We start from the raw sequence: 15521 nt of genomic DNA, 5'->3' as shown, positions 1-15521 counted from the left end.
CGCTAGGGCGACCAAAAGATTCAGCTTAGCAAGGCTCTTGCGTGTGTGCGCGTCTCAGCCTCCGGTTTTTTCAAACCGGAGGCGAGGGTTTCCTTGGAACGTTCAGCCTGATGGGCTGAACCGATGCGCGAAACGCTTACGCTGCGGGCGAGAACAGGCCCTTGGGATACTCCGGCTTCTGTTCGCGGCTCATCAGCATCTTGAGCCCTTCGGCCGGGGTGACCTCGCCGTGCAGCACGGCGCGCACGCCGCTGCTGATGGGCAAGTCCAGGTTGTGCTTGGCAGCCAGTCGCGCGACTTCATCGGCGGTGAGCACGCTTTCCACCACCTGGCCGATCTCGCGCACGGCCTCGTCGATGGCCTTGCCGCGTCCCAGCGCCAGACCCAGGCGGCGGTTGCGCGACAGGTCGCCGGTGCAGGTAAGCACCAGGTCACCCAGGCCGGCGAGGCCCATCAGGGTTTCCGGGCGCGCACCCAGTGCCACGCCCAGCCGGAGCATTTCGTTCATGCCGCGGGTGATCAGGCCGGCGCGGGCGTTCAGGCCCAGGTCCATGCCATCGGCCACGCCGGTGGCCACCGCCAGCACGTTCTTCATGGCGCCCCCCAGCTCCGCGCCCAGCACGTCACTGCCCGAGTAGGCACGGAAGTTCGGCGCGTGCAGCACCAGCGCCATGTCATGCGCGAAGGCGTCGTCGTCCGAATGCACGGTGACGGCGCTAGGCATGCCGGAGGCGACTTCCTTGGCGAACGAGGGGCCGGTGACCACCGCCGCCGCACGGCCCGGGAAGCGCTCGGCCACCAGTTCGTGCAGGAAGCGGCCGGTACCCGGCTCGAAGCCCTTGGTGGCCCACGAGATGCGGGCATCGGGCTCCAGGTACGGCTGGATCTCCTCCAGGATGGAGGAGAACGCGTGACTGGGCACCACGATCAGCACCAGCTGCGCACCGCGCAGGGCGGCGGCCAGGTCGGGCTCGTAGACCAGTTCAGTCGGCAGCTCGACGTCGGGCAGGTAGCGCTGGTTGCGACGGGTTTGCTCCATCGCCTTCAGCGCCGCCGCGTCGCGCCCCCAGAGCCGGGTCGGCACCTGGTTGCGCGCAGCCAGGGCCGCCAGGGCAGTGCCCCAGGAGCCGGCACCGAGGACGGCCAGGGTCAAACGCTCAACCATGAGCAGACCCCTTGGATCAGCTGTTGAGCGTGGGGACGGCGCTGCCGCCGAGGATGCGGCGCTGCTGTTCGGCGTACAGCGCGTCGAAGTTGATCGGCTGCAGCAGGAACGGCGGGAAGCCGCCTTCCAGCACCAGCGACGACAGCATCTGGCGGGCGTACGGGAACAGCAGGTTCGGGCAGTAGCTGTTCAGGATGCCGGCCTGGTCCTCTTCCGAGAAACCGGCGATGCCGAACACGCCGGCCTGGTGCACTTCGGCCAGGTAGGCGGTGCGCTCGCCCAGCGAGCAGGTCAGGGTGAGGCTGAGCACCACTTCGAACAGGTCATTGCCCATGTCTGTGGACTTCTGGCCCAGGTTCAGCTGGACCTGGGGCTGCATCTCGGTTTCGCCCACGTCCTGGAAGATCTGCGGGGCATTGGGGGCCTCGTAGGAGACATCCTTGATGTAGATCTTCTGCAGCACCAGCTGGGGCTGGCCGGCCTGGCCGTTGGCGGAGACGTCTGCCATGGGGTATTCCTCGTAAGTGTTCGGTGCGTGAAAACGCAAAGGGTTTGATTGTTCCATACATCCCTGCGTCCTGCCATGCGCCCGGACTCTCAAAGTGGGCAAATATTGCGCACCGCCCTGTTTTTCTGAGAGAATGCGCGGCTCGACCATGCCGACCCGGGCTTCCGGGCACGTCCGCCACGCGATGCGGGCCTTACGGCAGACGCGAAAAGCTCCATCTCCAGCATCGCGTGGCACTTGTGCCGCTGGGCCGATGCCGCCCTGGCTAACGGGTGGCAAACGCGCCCTTGGGCGCCTAACAGGAGGTCATCATGGCCCGTATTTGCCAAGTCACCGGAAAGGGTGTGCGGACTGGTAACAACGTCTCGCACGCTAACAACAAAACCCGTCGCCGCTGGTTGCCGAACCTGCATGAGCGCCGCTTCTGGGTCCCGAGCGAAAACCGCTGGGTGAAGCTGCGCGTTTCCAACCATGCCCTGCGCACCATCGACAAGAACGGTATCGAATCCGTCCTCGCCGACCTGCGCGCCCGCGGCGAAAAGATCTGAGGATTGAGCCATGGCTAACAGCAAGCAAGACAAGATCCGCCTGATCTCTTCGGCCGGCACCGGCCACTTCTACACCACGCAGAAGAACAAGAAGAACACCCCGGAAAAGTTCGAGTTCAAGAAGTACGATCCGGTGGTTCGCAAGCACGTGATCTACAAGGAAGGCAAGATCAAGTAAGCCCTCCGGGTTTGCCTGGCTTCCACGAAAAACCCGCCGCAAGGCGGGTTTTTTGTTGCCCGCTTGCCGGCCGCCACCGGCTTCCGGAAGATCAGCCCCATGGCACAGCCTCTCGCCCTGTTCCCTGCCCTGATCGACGCTGCCGACTGGCGGCGCCTGCATCCGGCCGTACAACGTATGCATGCGGAGGGAACCACCATCGAAGCCAGCGGACGGGCCGATGTACGTGGCGCCACGCACGCCTCCGCCCGCTGGGCACGGCGCCTGCTGACCTTGCCCGAACCCGGCGATGCACAGGCGATCTCGCTGACCATCGAACGCCATGCCACGCAGGAACGATGGACGCGCCGCTTCGCACGCGGGCGCATGCAATCCACCCTGCGCCAGGGCAGCGACCTGCGCCTGCTCGAGCGACTGGGGCCGGTGACGCTGCATTTTTCCCTGCTGCGCGACGGCGACGCCATCGACTGGCAACTGCGCCATGTCCGCCTGCTGGGCGTGCCACTGCCACGCGCGTGGTTCGGCACGGTGTTCTCCCGCAGCGGCGCACGCGACGGGCGCTATGCCTTCGACATCGATGTTCAGTTGCCCCTGCTCGGTCAACTCATCGCGTATCGCGGCTGGCTGGAGATCGACCATGTCCAATGAGGCCGATCATCCCGTCATCGTGTTCGACGGCGTCTGCGTGCTGTGCAGTCGCTGGGTGGATTTCATCCTGCGACACGATCGTGAAGGCCGTTTCCGGCTCGCCGCCATGCAGGGGCAGCGTGGCCGCGAGTTGCTCGTCACCCACGGCCTGTCACCGGATGACCCGGCGTCCTTCCTGCTGGTCGACGGAGTGCAGGGTTACAGCGACACCGATGCCATCGCCCGCGTGCTCCGGCAGCTGGGTGGGGTTTGGCGATGGGCCGCCGCCCTGTTGCGCGTCATACCGCGGGCACTGCGCGACCCGGCGCATCGCTGGATTGCGCGACATCGCTACCGGATGTTCGGTCGCCGCGACCAATGCCGCCTGCCCGAACCCGCGCAGGCGTGGCGCTTCCTGGACTGACCGGCCCCACCGCTACTTCTGGCAGTGCGGACACCAGAACGTGGAGCGCTGTCCCAGCACCACCTGCCTGATGGCCGTTCCGCACACCCGACACGGCTCGCCTTCGCGTCCATACACCTGCAGTTCGCGGAAGAAATAGCCCGGTGCACCATCCGGCTTGATGAAATCGCGCAGCGTGGTGCCGCCGCGCTCGATGGCCCAGGCCAGGATGCGCTTCACCTCGCCAGCCAATCGCGCGTAGCGTGCCCGCGAAATCGAGCCGGCAGGCTTGCGCGGGTCGATACCTGCCGCGAACAACGCTTCACTCGCGTAGATATTGCCCACGCCCACCACGATGGCGTTGTCCATCAGGAACAGCTTCACCGCGGCCGTGCGCCCTCGCGACAGCCGCCATAGCAGGTCGCCGTCGAAATCGTCGGTGAGCGGTTCAGGGCCGAGGTTGGCGAGCAGCTCATGCGTTTCGCCCGCGGGCTGCCACAGCAGACAGCCGAAGCGACGCGCATCGGTGAAACGCAGCACGCGCGGCCCTTCGGTGGCGCTGGGCTCGATCGCGATATCGACATGGTCGTGCTTGCCCACCAGTGCGTCCGGCGGGAGCACGCGCAGCACGCCGGTCATGCCCAGGTGCAGCAGTGCGCTGCCAACCTGCGTGTGCAGCAGCAGGTACTTGGCACGGCGCTCCACGTCCAGGATGCGCTGGCCCGGCAACAGCGTGCTGATCTCCGGCGGAATCGGCCAGCGCAGATCGGGGCGGCGCAGGGTCACCGCGGTGACGCGCCGTCCGATCAGATGCGGGGCGATGCCCCGGCGGGTGGTTTCGACTTCGGGTAGTTCAGGCACGGTGGATCTCGATGAAAAGCGTGGCCAGCATGGGTGTTGCGGTCACGCACAGGTGCGCTCCTACAGCATCATCGCCTTCAGGTAGGAGCGCGATCGCTGCGCATCACGCCGGCCTCGGTCGACGAACTCAGCTCCAGTCGTTGTGGAAGCTGCCCGGCTTGTCCACGCGCTCGAACGTGTGCGCGCCGAAGTAGTCACGCTGTGCCTGCAACAGGTTCGCCGGCAGCTGCTCGGCGCGGTAGCTGTCGAAGTAAGCGATGGCGGACGAGAAGCACGGCACCGCCACACCGGCCTTCACCGCGGCGACCACCACATCACGCAGCGCGCCCTGGTACTCGGTGGCGATATCGCGGAAATACGGATCGAGCAGCAGGTTGTTCACCTTCGGGTCGCGCTCGTACGCGTCGGTTATCTTCTGCAGGAAGCGCGCGCGGATGATGCAGCCGGCGCGGAAGATGCGCGCGATGGTGCCGTACGGCAGGTTCCACTGGTACTCGTCGGATGCCGCGCGCAACTGCGCGAAACCCTGCGCGTAGGAAACGATCTTGCTCAGGTACAGCGCGCGACGCACGGATTCGATGAAGGCCTTGCGGTCACCATCGAACTTGGTGGCGCCCGGTCCCTTGAGGATCTTGCTGGCCGCCACGCGCTCGTCCTTCAGCGCCGACAGCAGGCGCGCGAACACCGATTCGGTGATCAGCGGCAGCGGCACGCCAAGGTCCAGCGCGCTCTGGCTGGTCCATTTGCCGGTGCCCTTCTGCGCGGCGCGGTCGAGGATGATGTCGACCATGGCCTTGCCGGTTTCCTTGTCCTTCTTGGTGAAGATGTCGGCGGTGATGCTGATCAGGTAGCTGTCGAGCTCGCCCTTGTTCCAGTCGGCGTAGACCTCGGCCAGCTCCTCGTTGGAAAGGCCAAGCACGTTGTGCAGTACCGCGTAGCTTTCGGCGATGAGCTGCATGTCGCCGTATTCGATGCCGTTGTGCACCATCTTCACGTAGTGACCGGCGCCATTGGGGCCCATGTAGGCCACGCAGGGCTCGCCATCGGGCGCGCGCGCCGCGATCTCGGTGAGGATGGGCGCCACCAGGTCATACGCTTCGCGCGGGCCGCCCGGCATGATGGACGGACCATGCAGGGCGCCTTCTTCGCCGCCGGACACGCCGGTGCCGATGAAGTGCAGGCCGGCCGCGCTCATCTCGCTCTCGCGGCGCATGGTGTCCTTGAAGAAGGTATTGCCGCCGTCGATGACGATGTCGCCCTTGTCGAGCAGCGGCTTGAGCTGCGCCAGCGTGGCGTCGGTAGGCTCGCCGGCCTTCACCATCAGCAGGATCCGGCGCGGCTTTTCCAGCGAGTCGACGAATTCTTCCAGCGTGTACGTGGGCACCAGGCGCTTGCCGGGATTCTGCGCGACGACTTCGTCCGTGCGATCCCGGTGACGGTTGTAGATGGACACGGCGTGGCCGCGACTTTCAATGTTCAGGGCAAGGTTGCTGCCCATCACCGCCATGCCCACTACGCCGATTGCCTGCTTGCTCATGTGGTCGCTCCAGTCGAGGTATGAATCCCATATGGGGAGTCAGTGAGACGGTGCAAGGTACCGCTGCTAAAAGCAGGAGTGAGTGAAGAGGAGTGAGGAGCGAGAGATGGCTCTCTCTGATTACTCACTCCTCTCTACTCACTCCTTGATCCGGGTGGCTTCGGCCGTGGCGCCGCGTGGCGTGTAGCGCACGGAGATCAGCGCCACGCGATCGCCTACCCGCACATAGCGTTGCGGACCGGTAACCGAGGTTTCGCCGAATTCCAGGCGCTGGCCGTCCAGCGTCAGCACGGCAACTGGCGTGGCCAGCCCGATGCGAGCCGGGTCGAAATCGCTGGCCGGGCGCCAGCTCAGCACGGCGGCCGCGGCCGTATCGGTGAGCTCGCCCATGCGGCCGTCATCGGCGCGCACGGGCGTGCCGTCGGTGCGCCACCAGTGGCCGTCGCGCCGGGCGAAATGCTCGGTGGGGCCCTTGCCAATGGCGAGGGCGACGTCGTTCACCGTGGCCGGGTCGACCCGCAGCAGCGTGCCTGGCGCGCCGGCGCTGTCCTGCCGCCACTGCCAGCCTGCCACGGCCAGCAGCAGCGCCACGCCGCCGGCGAGCCACAGGCGCCGCTTTGCTGCGCGCTTCATGCGCGACGTCGACGCCACACGATGAAACCGCCGATCAGCAGCAGCAACAGCGGCAGCACGATCAGGAAGCCCAGCGTCACCACGCTCAGCTGGGCCTGGGTGATCTGCAGCACGCGATCCGGTGCGCCGCGCGGCGGCAGGTTCACCAGCGCATCGTCACCGAGCAACCAATCGAAAATGCGCTCGCCCAGCGCACGATTGCCACCGTTGCCGAGGAAGGTGTTGGAGAGAAAGTCGCCATCGCCGATGACTACAACGCGCTGCTCGGCCTTGTCCGGGCTTGGCGAGAGACGGCTCAGCGCAAAACCGAAATCCAGCGGGCCCTTCAGCTCGCCGGCGCTGGCGTCGTAGGCAATGCTGGAACTCTGCGTGTTGTCGATCGGCTTGAATTCGGTCCAGCTCTGCGCACTGGAGCGCAGGAACGGCGCGACCTTCCAGTCGGTGCGCGCGGCCAGGGCCAGCGCCGACACCTGCGGGAACAGCGTAGTGAGCTGGAAGCCGCGCGTGATCGCATGCTGCGGGTAGTCACCCAGCGCAAGCATGCGCGGATCCTTCAGGCCCAGCGCGGCGCCCTGACCATCCACCAGTACGCCCGGCAGGACGCGGATGCCCAGCGTGTCGGCCAGCGGCTGCAGGTGCAGGTCGTCATTGGTCGGCTCACTCAGCCACAAAAGATTGCCGCCGTTGGCCACGTAATCGGAAAGCGCCTTCACCGCGCCGTCCGGCAAGGCCAGTTCCGGGCTGGCCAGCACGACCAGGTCCGTGTGCTGCGGCACCGCCGTGACCTGGGCGAAGTTCAGCGGCACGGCGCGCATGCCGCGGCCTTCCATCTGCGCCATGAACATGCCGAGGTCGGCATTGCCCTTTTCGTCGGGACGGCGCTCGCCATCGCCGGAAACAAACGCCACGATGCGCTCGCCGCCGCGCGCCAGCTTCTCCAGCGCATTGGTGAGGCTGCGTTCGGACAGTTCATCCAGCCGTTGTTCGCGCCCCTGGTAATGCAGGATCAACGCGCCATCCACCGTGATGCCCAGCTCGCGCATGGCGGCGGGATCCTGCTGGGGATCGACAAAGCGCAGCGTGAGGTCGGGCTTCGCGCGCTGGTAGCGCTCAACGAAGCCGGCCACGGTGTGGCGCAAGTCACTCTGCGGGTTGGCGTAGCTGACGATATCCACCGGACCATGCAACGTGGCCAGCACGGCGCGACTTTCCGCCGACAGGCTGGCGCGACCGCCAAAGGTCCAGTCGCTGACATGATCGTGGCGCGTCGTGAGGTAACCAATGGCACCGGCGGCGAGCAGCAGCGCAAGCGCGAACAGCCAGCCATTCACCCGTTGGAAGAAGCGCGCCATCAGCCACGCTCCTTTTCGGCGGCAAGCCGTTGCGTGGCCAGGGCCAGCGCCACCACGATGACCAGCAGGAACCACGCCACGTCCGCCACCGATACCAGGCCGCGCAGCATGTCTTCGAGATGGCCGCTGAGCGCCAGCCAGTTGAACACGCCACTGGTGGCACCGGCGCGCTGTACGGCGATGTTCACGCCCGCCAGCGCCAGGCCGATGGTGAGCGCGATGGTCGCGGCAATCGAGGCATGCGATGCATAGGCGGAGCTGGCCACGCCAATGGCGGCCAGCGCCGCCAGCGTGAGCAGCGCACCCAGCGACGCGGCGGCGAGCTTGCCCCAGTCCAGCGTGACGCCATGCGCCAGGCTCAGCGGCATGGCCAATGCCAGCGCGAGCCACAACACCAGCCACAGCATCAGCGCCAGGTATTTGCCCAACACGATGCGCGACGCCGGCAGGCCCGCGGCAAACCACAGCGGCAGCGTGCCATTGCTGCGCTCACCAGCCAGCGAGGACATGGTGAGCAGGGGCACGATCACCAGCGCCAGCTCCACCACGCCAAAGGGCAGGATGCCGCCGGTGAGGATGCTGCTCAGCATCGGCACACCGACCAGGTCCGTGTAGCCCGGCCCGCCGGGCAGGGCCGCAAGCTTGATCTGCCCGGCCAGGAAACCGCCAAGCAGCAGGGTGAAGCGCCACGCCAGCTGCGCCAGCGTCAAAGCAGCAAGCACCCAGGCCAGCGGGCGGACAACGAGTCGGCGCAGCTCCAGCCGCGTCACGGCAAGCACGCTCATGCGGCCTGTGCCCCGCGCAGGGCGATATCGAAGAACGTCTGTTCGAGCATCTTGTGGTCGTCGTCGGTGATGGCGCCGTCGTAGCGCAGCTGCCCTTCGTGCAGGATCGCCACGCGGTCGCAGGCCGCCGTGACTTCGGCGAGCAGGTGCGTGGAAAGAATGATGGCGGTGCCCGCCGCCGCCTGTTCGCGGATCACCGAGCGCAGCGCGGCCACCTGCACCGGGTCGAGCGCATTGGCGGGCTCGTCCAGCACCAGCAGCGAGGGCTCGTGCAGCAGTGCGCAGGCCAGGCCAAGGCGCTGGCGCTGGCCCTGGGACAGCACGCCGGCCAGCCGACGCGCCAGCGAGCCCAGTTCCAGGCGCTCGACGATGCGCTGCCGCGCCCTGGCCAGGCCGGCGCCACCCAGGCCACGCAGGCGACCATGCGCGTCCAGATGTTCCAGGACGGTCAGTTCCGGCCACAGGGGGGCACGTTCCGGCAGCCAGCCGATACCCCGGCGGGCCAGCTCGGGCTGCTCCAGAAAGTCCTTTCCATTCAGCTTGATGGCCCCGCCATCGGGCACCAGCGCACCGGCGACCATGGCCAGCGTGGTGCTCTTGCCGGCCCCGTTGACCCCGAGCAAACCCAGTACCTGTCCCGCGTCCAGCGTCAGGCTGAGATCCGCCACGGCGGGTCGTCCCGCGCGATGTCGGGTGATGTGATCCAGTTGGAGTACGGCGGTGGGCGCGGTCATTGCATGATTGTCACGGCGCCCCCACATTCACACAACGGGGAGGGAGCGCCCTTGGGCGGTACAGCACATTAACGTCGTTGCCTCAAAGGGGTGCGACAATAATGAGCTGGTCCATGCTGGCGGGTACGGAAACCCCTGGATTAGACTGAAATTTCATACACCTGGGTGTTTTCCCATGCTTGATGCAGTACTCAACTTCCTCTCCAACGGCCTGACGCACGCCAGTTGGGGTTCCATCGTGATCTACATGCTGGTCATGACGCAGCTCACCATCTTCACGGTGACGCTGTACCTGCACCGCTGCCAGACGCACCGCGGCGTGGACCTGCACTGGTCGATCTCGCATTTCTTCCGTTTCTGGGGCTGGCTCACCACGGGCATGGTCACCAAGGAGTGGGTGGCGGTTCACCGCAAGCACCACGCCAAGGTGGAGACCGAGGAAGATCCGCACAGCCCGCAGGTCTTCGGCATCAAGAAGGTCTTCTGGGATGGCGTGTCGCTGTACCGCGACGCCTGCTACCGCAAGGAAGACATGGAGAAGTACGGCCGCGGTACGCCGGACGACTGGATCGAGCGCAACCTCTATGGCGCCCACCCGTACTGGGGCCCGACCTTGATGCTGATCATCAGCCTTGCCCTGTTTGGCGTGGTCGGTGCGGCACTGTGGGCGCTGCAGATGGTGTGGATCCCGTTCTGGGCCGCCGGTTTCGTCAACGGCATCGGCCACTGGTGGGGCTACCGCAACTTCGAGAGCGCCGACACCGCGACTAACCTCATTCCGTGGGGCTTCTGGATCGGCGGCGAAGAGCTGCACAACAACCACCACGCCTTCCCGAGCTCGGCCAAGTTCGCCCTGCGCAAGTGGGAGTTCGATATCGGCTGGTTCGTGATCTGCGGCCTGCAGAAGGTCGGCCTGGCCAAGGTGCTGCGCGTGGCGCCGACGCTGGACGTCCGCCCGAACGTGCACCTGCCCGATGCCGAGACGCTCAAGGGCGTGCTCACCCATCGCTTCGCCGCGATGACCGACTACTACCGCAACGTGATCATGCCGACCCTGCGCGACGAAGCGCAGCACGCCGGCGACAACATCAAGTCGGTACCGCGTCGCATGCGTCGCGCACTGGCCGATGGTGGTCGCTGGCTGGACAACGAAGGTCGTGACCGCATGCAGGCCGTGCTGGCCAAGCGCCCGACGCTGAGCACCGTGTGCGACTTCCGCAACCGCCTTGCCGCCCTGATGGAGCAGCGTGGTGCGGATCAGGCACTGAAGGGCCTGCAGCAGTGGATCGCCGAGGCCGAGCAGAGCGGTATCCGCGCACTGCAGGAGTTCGCCGGTCGACTGAAGAGCTATTCGGTCGCCAGCGCCTGATCGGACGCAACCGCTGAATGAAAAAGCCCGCCGGAAGGCGGGCTTTTTTTATGGGCTGGCGGTGCGCGTCCTCCGCCGTGGGGAGAGGACGCGGCAACCCGCATCACTCCGGCCAGCGGAACTCCACGAAGCTGTTGTTGAAGTCCGGGTCCTCGACCCCGCCGCCCAGTTTGGCGACGAAGGTCATCCCGTCCGCCTCCAGCTCCTGGCCTTCCTCGAAGCGGGCGCCGAGCGCTTCCAGTTCCACCAGGCGTTCGCACAGCATGCCGGCGCGGTCGCTGTCGGCCTCGGGCACGTTGCGGAGGCTGATGTCGGCGCGGCCGAACTTGCGCATGCCGCGCGTGTGGATCCAGTAGTGGCCCTTGGCCTCTTCCGCATCGCGCAGGATCAACAGGTGGTTGCGGATGGGCGCACCGTCGCGCACCACGAACTGGCGACGCCAGGTGTCGGCGTCGTAGAGATTGAGCGTCTGCGGATCGAGGATGGCCACGCCGCCCACGTCCAGCAGCGCGGCGAGCACGCCGAGGGTGTCGCGCAGGTAGCCGGTGTCGGCGCTGTCGGGAAGGCGGCCGCGCACCACCAGCACTTCCGGCGCATCGATGGCCTGCCGGTAAGCCTCCGGGGCGTCTTCCTTGAACATGCGGCCGACGCTGCCCCGCAGCGGGTAGCCGTCCCACTGGCGCAGTTGCGGGTGGTTGTGGCTGGTCAGCTCCACGCCCTCGGGCAGGCCCTCGCTGCCGTAGTCCAGCGACGGTGCGCGGCCGGACTGGAATTTGCCGAACACGAAGAACTGCAGGAAGATCTCTTCGTTGCTCGCCTGCCAGTGCGGACGTTGCCAGGCGGGAAAGGGAATCTTGGTCATACCGTTCCTTTGGGTCAGCGGCTGGGGCTCAATGCCCCTCGCCCAGCGGCAGCACCGGCTGCTGCAGTTCAATCCTGCCGTGTCCTTCCGTAATGTTCTTGAACTCGGCGCGGCTCACCGAGACATAGCGGTCGTTGCCACCGATCTCAACCTGCGGTCCTTCGGTGACCGCGCGACCCTGTTCATCCACGCGCACCACCATGGTGGCCTTGCGGCCGGTGTGGCAGATGGTCTTGATCTCCTCGAGGTTGTCCGCCCAGGCCAGCAGGTAGCGACTGCCCTCGAACAGCTCGCCGCGGAAGTCGGTGCGCAGGCCGTAAGCCAGCACCGGGACGTTGAGCTTGTCCACCACGTCGCTCAGCTGCCACACCTGGGACTTGCTGAGGAACTGCGCCTCGTCCACGAACACGCAGTGCAGCGGGCCTCGCGCGGCCACGTCCGCCTGCACCAGCGCCAGCAGGTCCTCTTCGCCGCCGAAGCGGATGGCATGGGCCTTCAGGCCGATGCGCGAAGCCACCACGCCATCGCCGTAGCGGTTGTCCAGCGCCGGGGTAAGGATGAGCGTGCGCATGCCGCGCTCGTGGTAGTTGTACGCGCTCTGCAGCAGCGTGGTGGTCTTGCCGGCATTCATTGCCGAGTAATAGAAGTACAGCTTGGCCATGGATGGTCCTGATGACAGGCGCACATAGTACTGCGCCCGCCGCGCCCTTCCGACGTTATTGGCCCGGCGGCGCGGGCGCTGGGGTCACCTTCTGCAGGTCGCCCACGGTCACGCTGGGCATGGCGTCCACCCGTACCTTCCACTGCAGATCCTTGAGCCGGGCGTACTCGTCGGCATTCCAGAGGGCGTCGCTGTAGTAATCAGCCAGGCCGGCGGTGGAAGGGTTGTCGGGCGAGTAACCCTCGTCCTTGGTCGCGGCATTCACGGTGCCGTTGCCGACAAAGCCGAGCCGGCTGCCAGTGACGTTCCTGCGTGCGTGATCGAGTTTCTGGCGCAGGCGGCGCAGGGTGAGCTCGTCGTTGTAGCCGGCCAGGATTTCCTTGCCGACGCGCAGCGCCTGGGCGCGCTCCTCGTCACTGAGCTGGCTCCAGTAATACTCGCGCGAGGTCACCAGCCTCGCGTAGCCGCGGCTGGCGGCCAGATCCATCCAGGCATAGGCGCGCGGCCGGTCCACGGCCGTGCCTTCGCCGCCCCAGTACAAGGTGGCCAGCGCCGCCTGGGAAGGCTTGTCCGCATAGCCGGCGGCGTAGAGGAACAACTTCAGTGCCTTCGCCTTGTTGCCGCTGCCATAGGCGTTCATGGCCAGCTGGCGGTAGTAGAGGTCGGGGTGCTCCTTGAGCACGCCGGGGATGGCGACCATGTCTTCCAGCGATCGCAACGCCTTCGCCTGCCCCGCATCCATCGCCGGTGCACCCGATGCCGATGCGGCCTGGCCCATCGCCGCCGGTCCGCCGAGCATGCCCGCTACGGCGAGCACCATGGGAAGAAGCACGGATCGATTCATTCCACTCTCCTGTGAAAACCATCTCCCGTGAAGGGCAGGCCACGCAGCGCACCTGGCCCATGTCCCTGGCCCGGGCACCGAACTTACGCTTCCTTGCGGCCTGTCCCGGGTGAACGAACGACGGCCCGGTCATTCCCCGTCGAACGGCGTCGTGCCTCCGACAAAACGCGCGCTGGCCTGCGCCTGCCGGTCGCGGAAATCCGCACGCCAACGTCGCCAGCCCAACACCGCCATCGCGCCATACAGGCCCTGGAACGCCGCGATGCGCAGGCGCACCTTGAACGAATCGAACACATCACCCGCAAGCATGGAAATCACGCCCTGCTCGATCTGGAAATAGTTGCGTGGCGAACGGAACAGCTGGCGGATGATCGGGCCATTGAAGCGATAAATGAAGAACGCAAAGTGTTTCATGCCGCGTCGCATGCGGCGTTCAAGCCGGCGCTGCAGCGCAGCCTCACGGGTGGGATCGCGCAGCGCGCCATCCACCACTTCCGCGGCAAGTTCGGCGCTGGACATGGCCAGGTACACGCCGGAGGAAAACACCGGATCAAGGAAGGCGAACGCATCGCCGACGAGCATCCAGCCCCGCCCCGCCATCTGCGTGGAGTCGTACGAGTAGTTGCCGGTGACGCGCACCTCATCACCGATCAGCTCGGCCTGTTCAAGCCGTTTCCACAAGGCCTGGTTCTGGCGCAGGGTGTCGCGCAGAAAATCCTTCGGGCTTCCGCGTCGCTGTTTGAGGTAATCCGGCCAGCACACCGCACCCACGCTCATCACGCCCTCGGGCAACGGGATCATCCACATCCAGCCGTGCTCGAAGCGATACATGCTGATGTTGCCCGCGTGTTCACCGGGACGGAATTCCGCACCGCGGTAGTGGCCGAAGATGGCCGCGCTCTGGTGCTCGGGATTCTTCCGCTTGAGCTTCTTCCTGCCGGAAAGGAAGGCATCTCGACCGGATGCATCAACGATGTAACGCGCACGGAGGGTGTAAGCGCCGCCGTCGTCAGTGGCCACCTGCACTTCCCAGTCGTACGCGGCAAGCTCCTGCACGCTGCGCACTTCATGGCCCTCGCGGGCATCCGCGCCGTTCTCGGCCGCGTGCCGGTAAAGCATGCAGTCGAAGTCCTGGCGCCACACCTGGTACGCATGCGGCGGGCTGTTGCCCAACGCGCGCTCGAAATCGAAGGTGTTGTAACCGCGCTCGTTGTCGGCCTCGAAATCGGCGGCGGCCTTGAACACGCCCAGCGCATGCACTTTCTCCAGCACGCCCAGGCGACGGAAGATGGGCAGGTTCATCGGCAGCAGCGATTCGCCGATATGAAAGCGCGGGTGGCGCGCCTTCTCCAGCGCCACCACGCGGTAGCCGCGGCGCGCCAGCAGCGTGGCCGCCGTGCTGCCGGCGGGGCCGCCGCCGATCACGAGCACATCGCATTGCTCTACGGTCATCGGTGCTGCTTCGGGCATGCCGCGCTCTCCGAGAGTCCCGGGTTCGATTATTGCCGCGCTGGGCGGGTCGTGGGGTGACGCATGTGTGCAGTTCAATGCGGGGGTTGCGTATCGGGGGACTCGGAGACGGGCTCGGGATCGCCCACCTTGACGTGCCCCTGCAGCTCCCATTGCAGGTCCTTCAGGCGCAGGTACTCGTCGGCTGACCAGACGGCGCTGCTGTAGTAACTCGAGAGCGGCGTGGCGTTGCCGTCAAGGAGGTAGCCCTGCGCACCCGCATGACCGGCGCCCAGCAAACCCAGCGACGTGGTGGTGGTGCCGTTGCCGACGGCGCCGGTATGGCTGCCGGTGCCGCGCATGAGCTCGTGGTGGAACTCCGCCCGCAAGCGGCGGCGGCCGCGTTCATCACCGTATTCGTCGAAGATCTCCTTGCCCACCGCCAGCGCCGCGTCGCGCTCGGCCGGGGTAAGCCGGCTCCAGTAAAGCTCGCGCTGGATGACCAGGTCGCGATAGCCGCGGTCGGCAGCCAGATCCATCCAGGCATAGGCGCGCGGTCGATCCACCGCCGTGCCCTCGCCGTTCCAGTACATGGCGGCCACCATCGCCTGCGAGGGCTTGTCGGCATAGCGCGAGGCCGCGATGAACATGGACAGCGCGCGCCGCTTGCTACCGGCCTGGTAAGCCTCGGCGCCGAGTCCCCGGAAATAGAGGTCCGAGTGGTGGGCGACCAGCGAGGGCTGCGCCATCACCGCGTCCAGCTCCTCCAGCTGCTTCTGCTCCTTGGGACTCAGCGGGACATCGCTGGCCTGGGCCCCGGCGGCGCCCGGCACAAAGGCCAGGAGCGCCAGGCACACGCTCCATGAGACTGTTTTCGCCATATCACGCTCTCCTTGTAATGTGACGCCGCCCGTGCGGCCGGGCGGCGGGGCTTCCATGCCATTCAGGCAAGCATACCCTCCCGGAACCCGCGTCGTGCTCTGGTACCATCGTGCGCCGCTTCTG

Annotated in this window: 18 protein-coding genes; 5 read left to right on the top strand and 13 right to left on the bottom strand. The window is 66.4% G+C overall.

All coding sequences use genetic code 11. From position 1 onward, the window contains the following. Positions 1-136 precede the first annotated feature (136 nt). A complete protein-coding gene (locus tag H8F01_RS11255) occupies positions 137-1165 on the bottom strand; it encodes an NAD(P)H-dependent glycerol-3-phosphate dehydrogenase (RefSeq protein ID WP_187055222.1) in 1029 nt (342 codons plus the stop codon). 16 nt (positions 1166-1181) lie between these two features. Then, positions 1182-1673: a protein-export chaperone SecB gene (gene secB, locus H8F01_RS11250; RefSeq protein ID WP_187055221.1), complete on the bottom strand. Its 492-nt coding sequence runs from the start codon at positions 1671-1673 to the stop codon at positions 1182-1184. A 311-nt stretch (positions 1674-1984) separates the two neighbouring features. Here secB and rpmB point away from each other — a divergent pair, with 311 nt between their 5' ends. The 4 genes from rpmB (at position 1985) to H8F01_RS11230 (ending at position 3450) form a co-directional block, all read left to right on the top strand. Next, the gene (rpmB, locus tag H8F01_RS11245) at positions 1985-2221 is read left to right on the top strand and encodes a 50S ribosomal protein L28 (RefSeq protein WP_187055220.1); all 237 of its coding nucleotides are present in this window, start codon (positions 1985-1987) and stop codon (positions 2219-2221) included. Positions 2222-2231: 10 nt separating this feature from the next. Then, positions 2232-2399, top strand: a complete 168-nt coding sequence (gene rpmG, locus H8F01_RS11240; protein ID WP_008211962.1) for a 50S ribosomal protein L33 — start codon at positions 2232-2234, stop codon at positions 2397-2399. Between the two features lie 99 nt (positions 2400-2498). Continuing rightward, on the top strand, positions 2499-3047 hold the full coding sequence (locus H8F01_RS11235; RefSeq protein ID WP_187055219.1) for a DUF4166 domain-containing protein: 549 nt from the start codon (positions 2499-2501) through the stop codon (positions 3045-3047). Further along, positions 3037-3450: a thiol-disulfide oxidoreductase DCC family protein gene (locus H8F01_RS11230; protein ID WP_187055218.1), complete on the top strand. Its 414-nt coding sequence runs from the start codon at positions 3037-3039 to the stop codon at positions 3448-3450. The genes H8F01_RS11235 and H8F01_RS11230 overlap by 11 nt, the downstream gene beginning before the upstream one ends. Before the next feature lie 12 nt (positions 3451-3462). On the opposite strand, the gene mutM is transcribed toward H8F01_RS11230, so the two are convergent. The 6 genes from mutM to H8F01_RS11200 all read right to left on the bottom strand — a co-directional run bounded on the left by mutM (position 3463) and on the right by H8F01_RS11200 (position 9331). Next, positions 3463-4290, bottom strand: coding sequence for a bifunctional DNA-formamidopyrimidine glycosylase/DNA-(apurinic or apyrimidinic site) lyase (gene mutM, locus H8F01_RS11225; protein ID WP_187055217.1), 828 nt, complete (start codon positions 4288-4290; stop codon positions 3463-3465). Between the two features lie 127 nt (positions 4291-4417). Then, positions 4418-5827, bottom strand: coding sequence for an NADP-dependent phosphogluconate dehydrogenase (gndA, locus tag H8F01_RS11220; RefSeq protein WP_187055216.1), 1410 nt, complete (start codon positions 5825-5827; stop codon positions 4418-4420). Positions 5828-5965: 138 nt separating this feature from the next. After that, positions 5966-6460, bottom strand: coding sequence for a hypothetical protein (locus tag H8F01_RS11215; RefSeq protein WP_187055215.1), 495 nt, complete (start codon positions 6458-6460; stop codon positions 5966-5968). Then, positions 6457-7812: a GldG family protein gene (locus H8F01_RS11210; protein WP_187055214.1), complete on the bottom strand. Its 1356-nt coding sequence runs from the start codon at positions 7810-7812 to the stop codon at positions 6457-6459. Before H8F01_RS11210 ends, H8F01_RS11215 begins: the two co-directional genes overlap by 4 nt. Then, entirely contained in the window at positions 7812-8597 is a 786-nt protein-coding gene (locus H8F01_RS11205) for an ABC transporter permease (RefSeq protein ID WP_187055213.1), read from the bottom strand. The genes H8F01_RS11210 and H8F01_RS11205 overlap by 1 nt, the downstream gene beginning before the upstream one ends. Then, entirely contained in the window at positions 8594-9331 is a 738-nt protein-coding gene (locus H8F01_RS11200) for an ABC transporter ATP-binding protein (protein ID WP_187055212.1), read from the bottom strand. The genes H8F01_RS11205 and H8F01_RS11200 overlap by 4 nt, the downstream gene beginning before the upstream one ends. A 175-nt stretch (positions 9332-9506) precedes the next feature. Between H8F01_RS11200 and H8F01_RS11195 the strand changes: the two genes are divergently transcribed. Next, entirely contained in the window at positions 9507-10700 is a 1194-nt protein-coding gene (locus H8F01_RS11195) for a DesA family fatty acid desaturase (RefSeq protein ID WP_187055211.1), read from the top strand. Between the two features lie 103 nt (positions 10701-10803). Here H8F01_RS11195 and H8F01_RS11190 read toward each other — a convergent pair whose 3' ends face one another. The 5 genes from H8F01_RS11190 to H8F01_RS11170 all read right to left on the bottom strand — a co-directional run bounded on the left by H8F01_RS11190 (position 10804) and on the right by H8F01_RS11170 (position 15397). Next, positions 10804-11562 (bottom strand): hypothetical protein, encoded by a 759-nt coding sequence (locus tag H8F01_RS11190; RefSeq protein ID WP_187055210.1) that lies wholly within the window; start codon positions 11560-11562, stop codon positions 10804-10806. 28 nt (positions 11563-11590) lie between these two features. Next, a complete protein-coding gene (locus tag H8F01_RS11185; RefSeq protein ID WP_187055209.1) occupies positions 11591-12223 on the bottom strand; it encodes a thymidine kinase in 633 nt (210 codons plus the stop codon). Between the two features lie 55 nt (positions 12224-12278). Continuing rightward, complete coding sequence (locus H8F01_RS11180; protein ID WP_187055208.1) at positions 12279-13067, bottom strand: sel1 repeat family protein; 789 nt, start codon at positions 13065-13067, stop codon at positions 12279-12281. Between the two features lie 129 nt (positions 13068-13196). Next, positions 13197-14537, bottom strand: a complete 1341-nt coding sequence (locus tag H8F01_RS11175; RefSeq protein ID WP_238480952.1) for an NAD(P)/FAD-dependent oxidoreductase — start codon at positions 14535-14537, stop codon at positions 13197-13199. A 74-nt stretch (positions 14538-14611) separates the two neighbouring features. Continuing rightward, positions 14612-15397, bottom strand: a complete 786-nt coding sequence (locus H8F01_RS11170) for a sel1 repeat family protein (protein WP_187055207.1) — start codon at positions 15395-15397, stop codon at positions 14612-14614. Between the last annotated feature and the right edge of the window lie 124 nt (positions 15398-15521).

Origin of the sequence: Dyella telluris (assembly GCF_014297575.1) — a bacterium.
Lineage (GTDB): Bacteria > Pseudomonadota > Gammaproteobacteria > Xanthomonadales > Rhodanobacteraceae > Dyella > Dyella telluris.
This window is presented reverse-complemented; position numbering and strand designations above follow the sequence as displayed.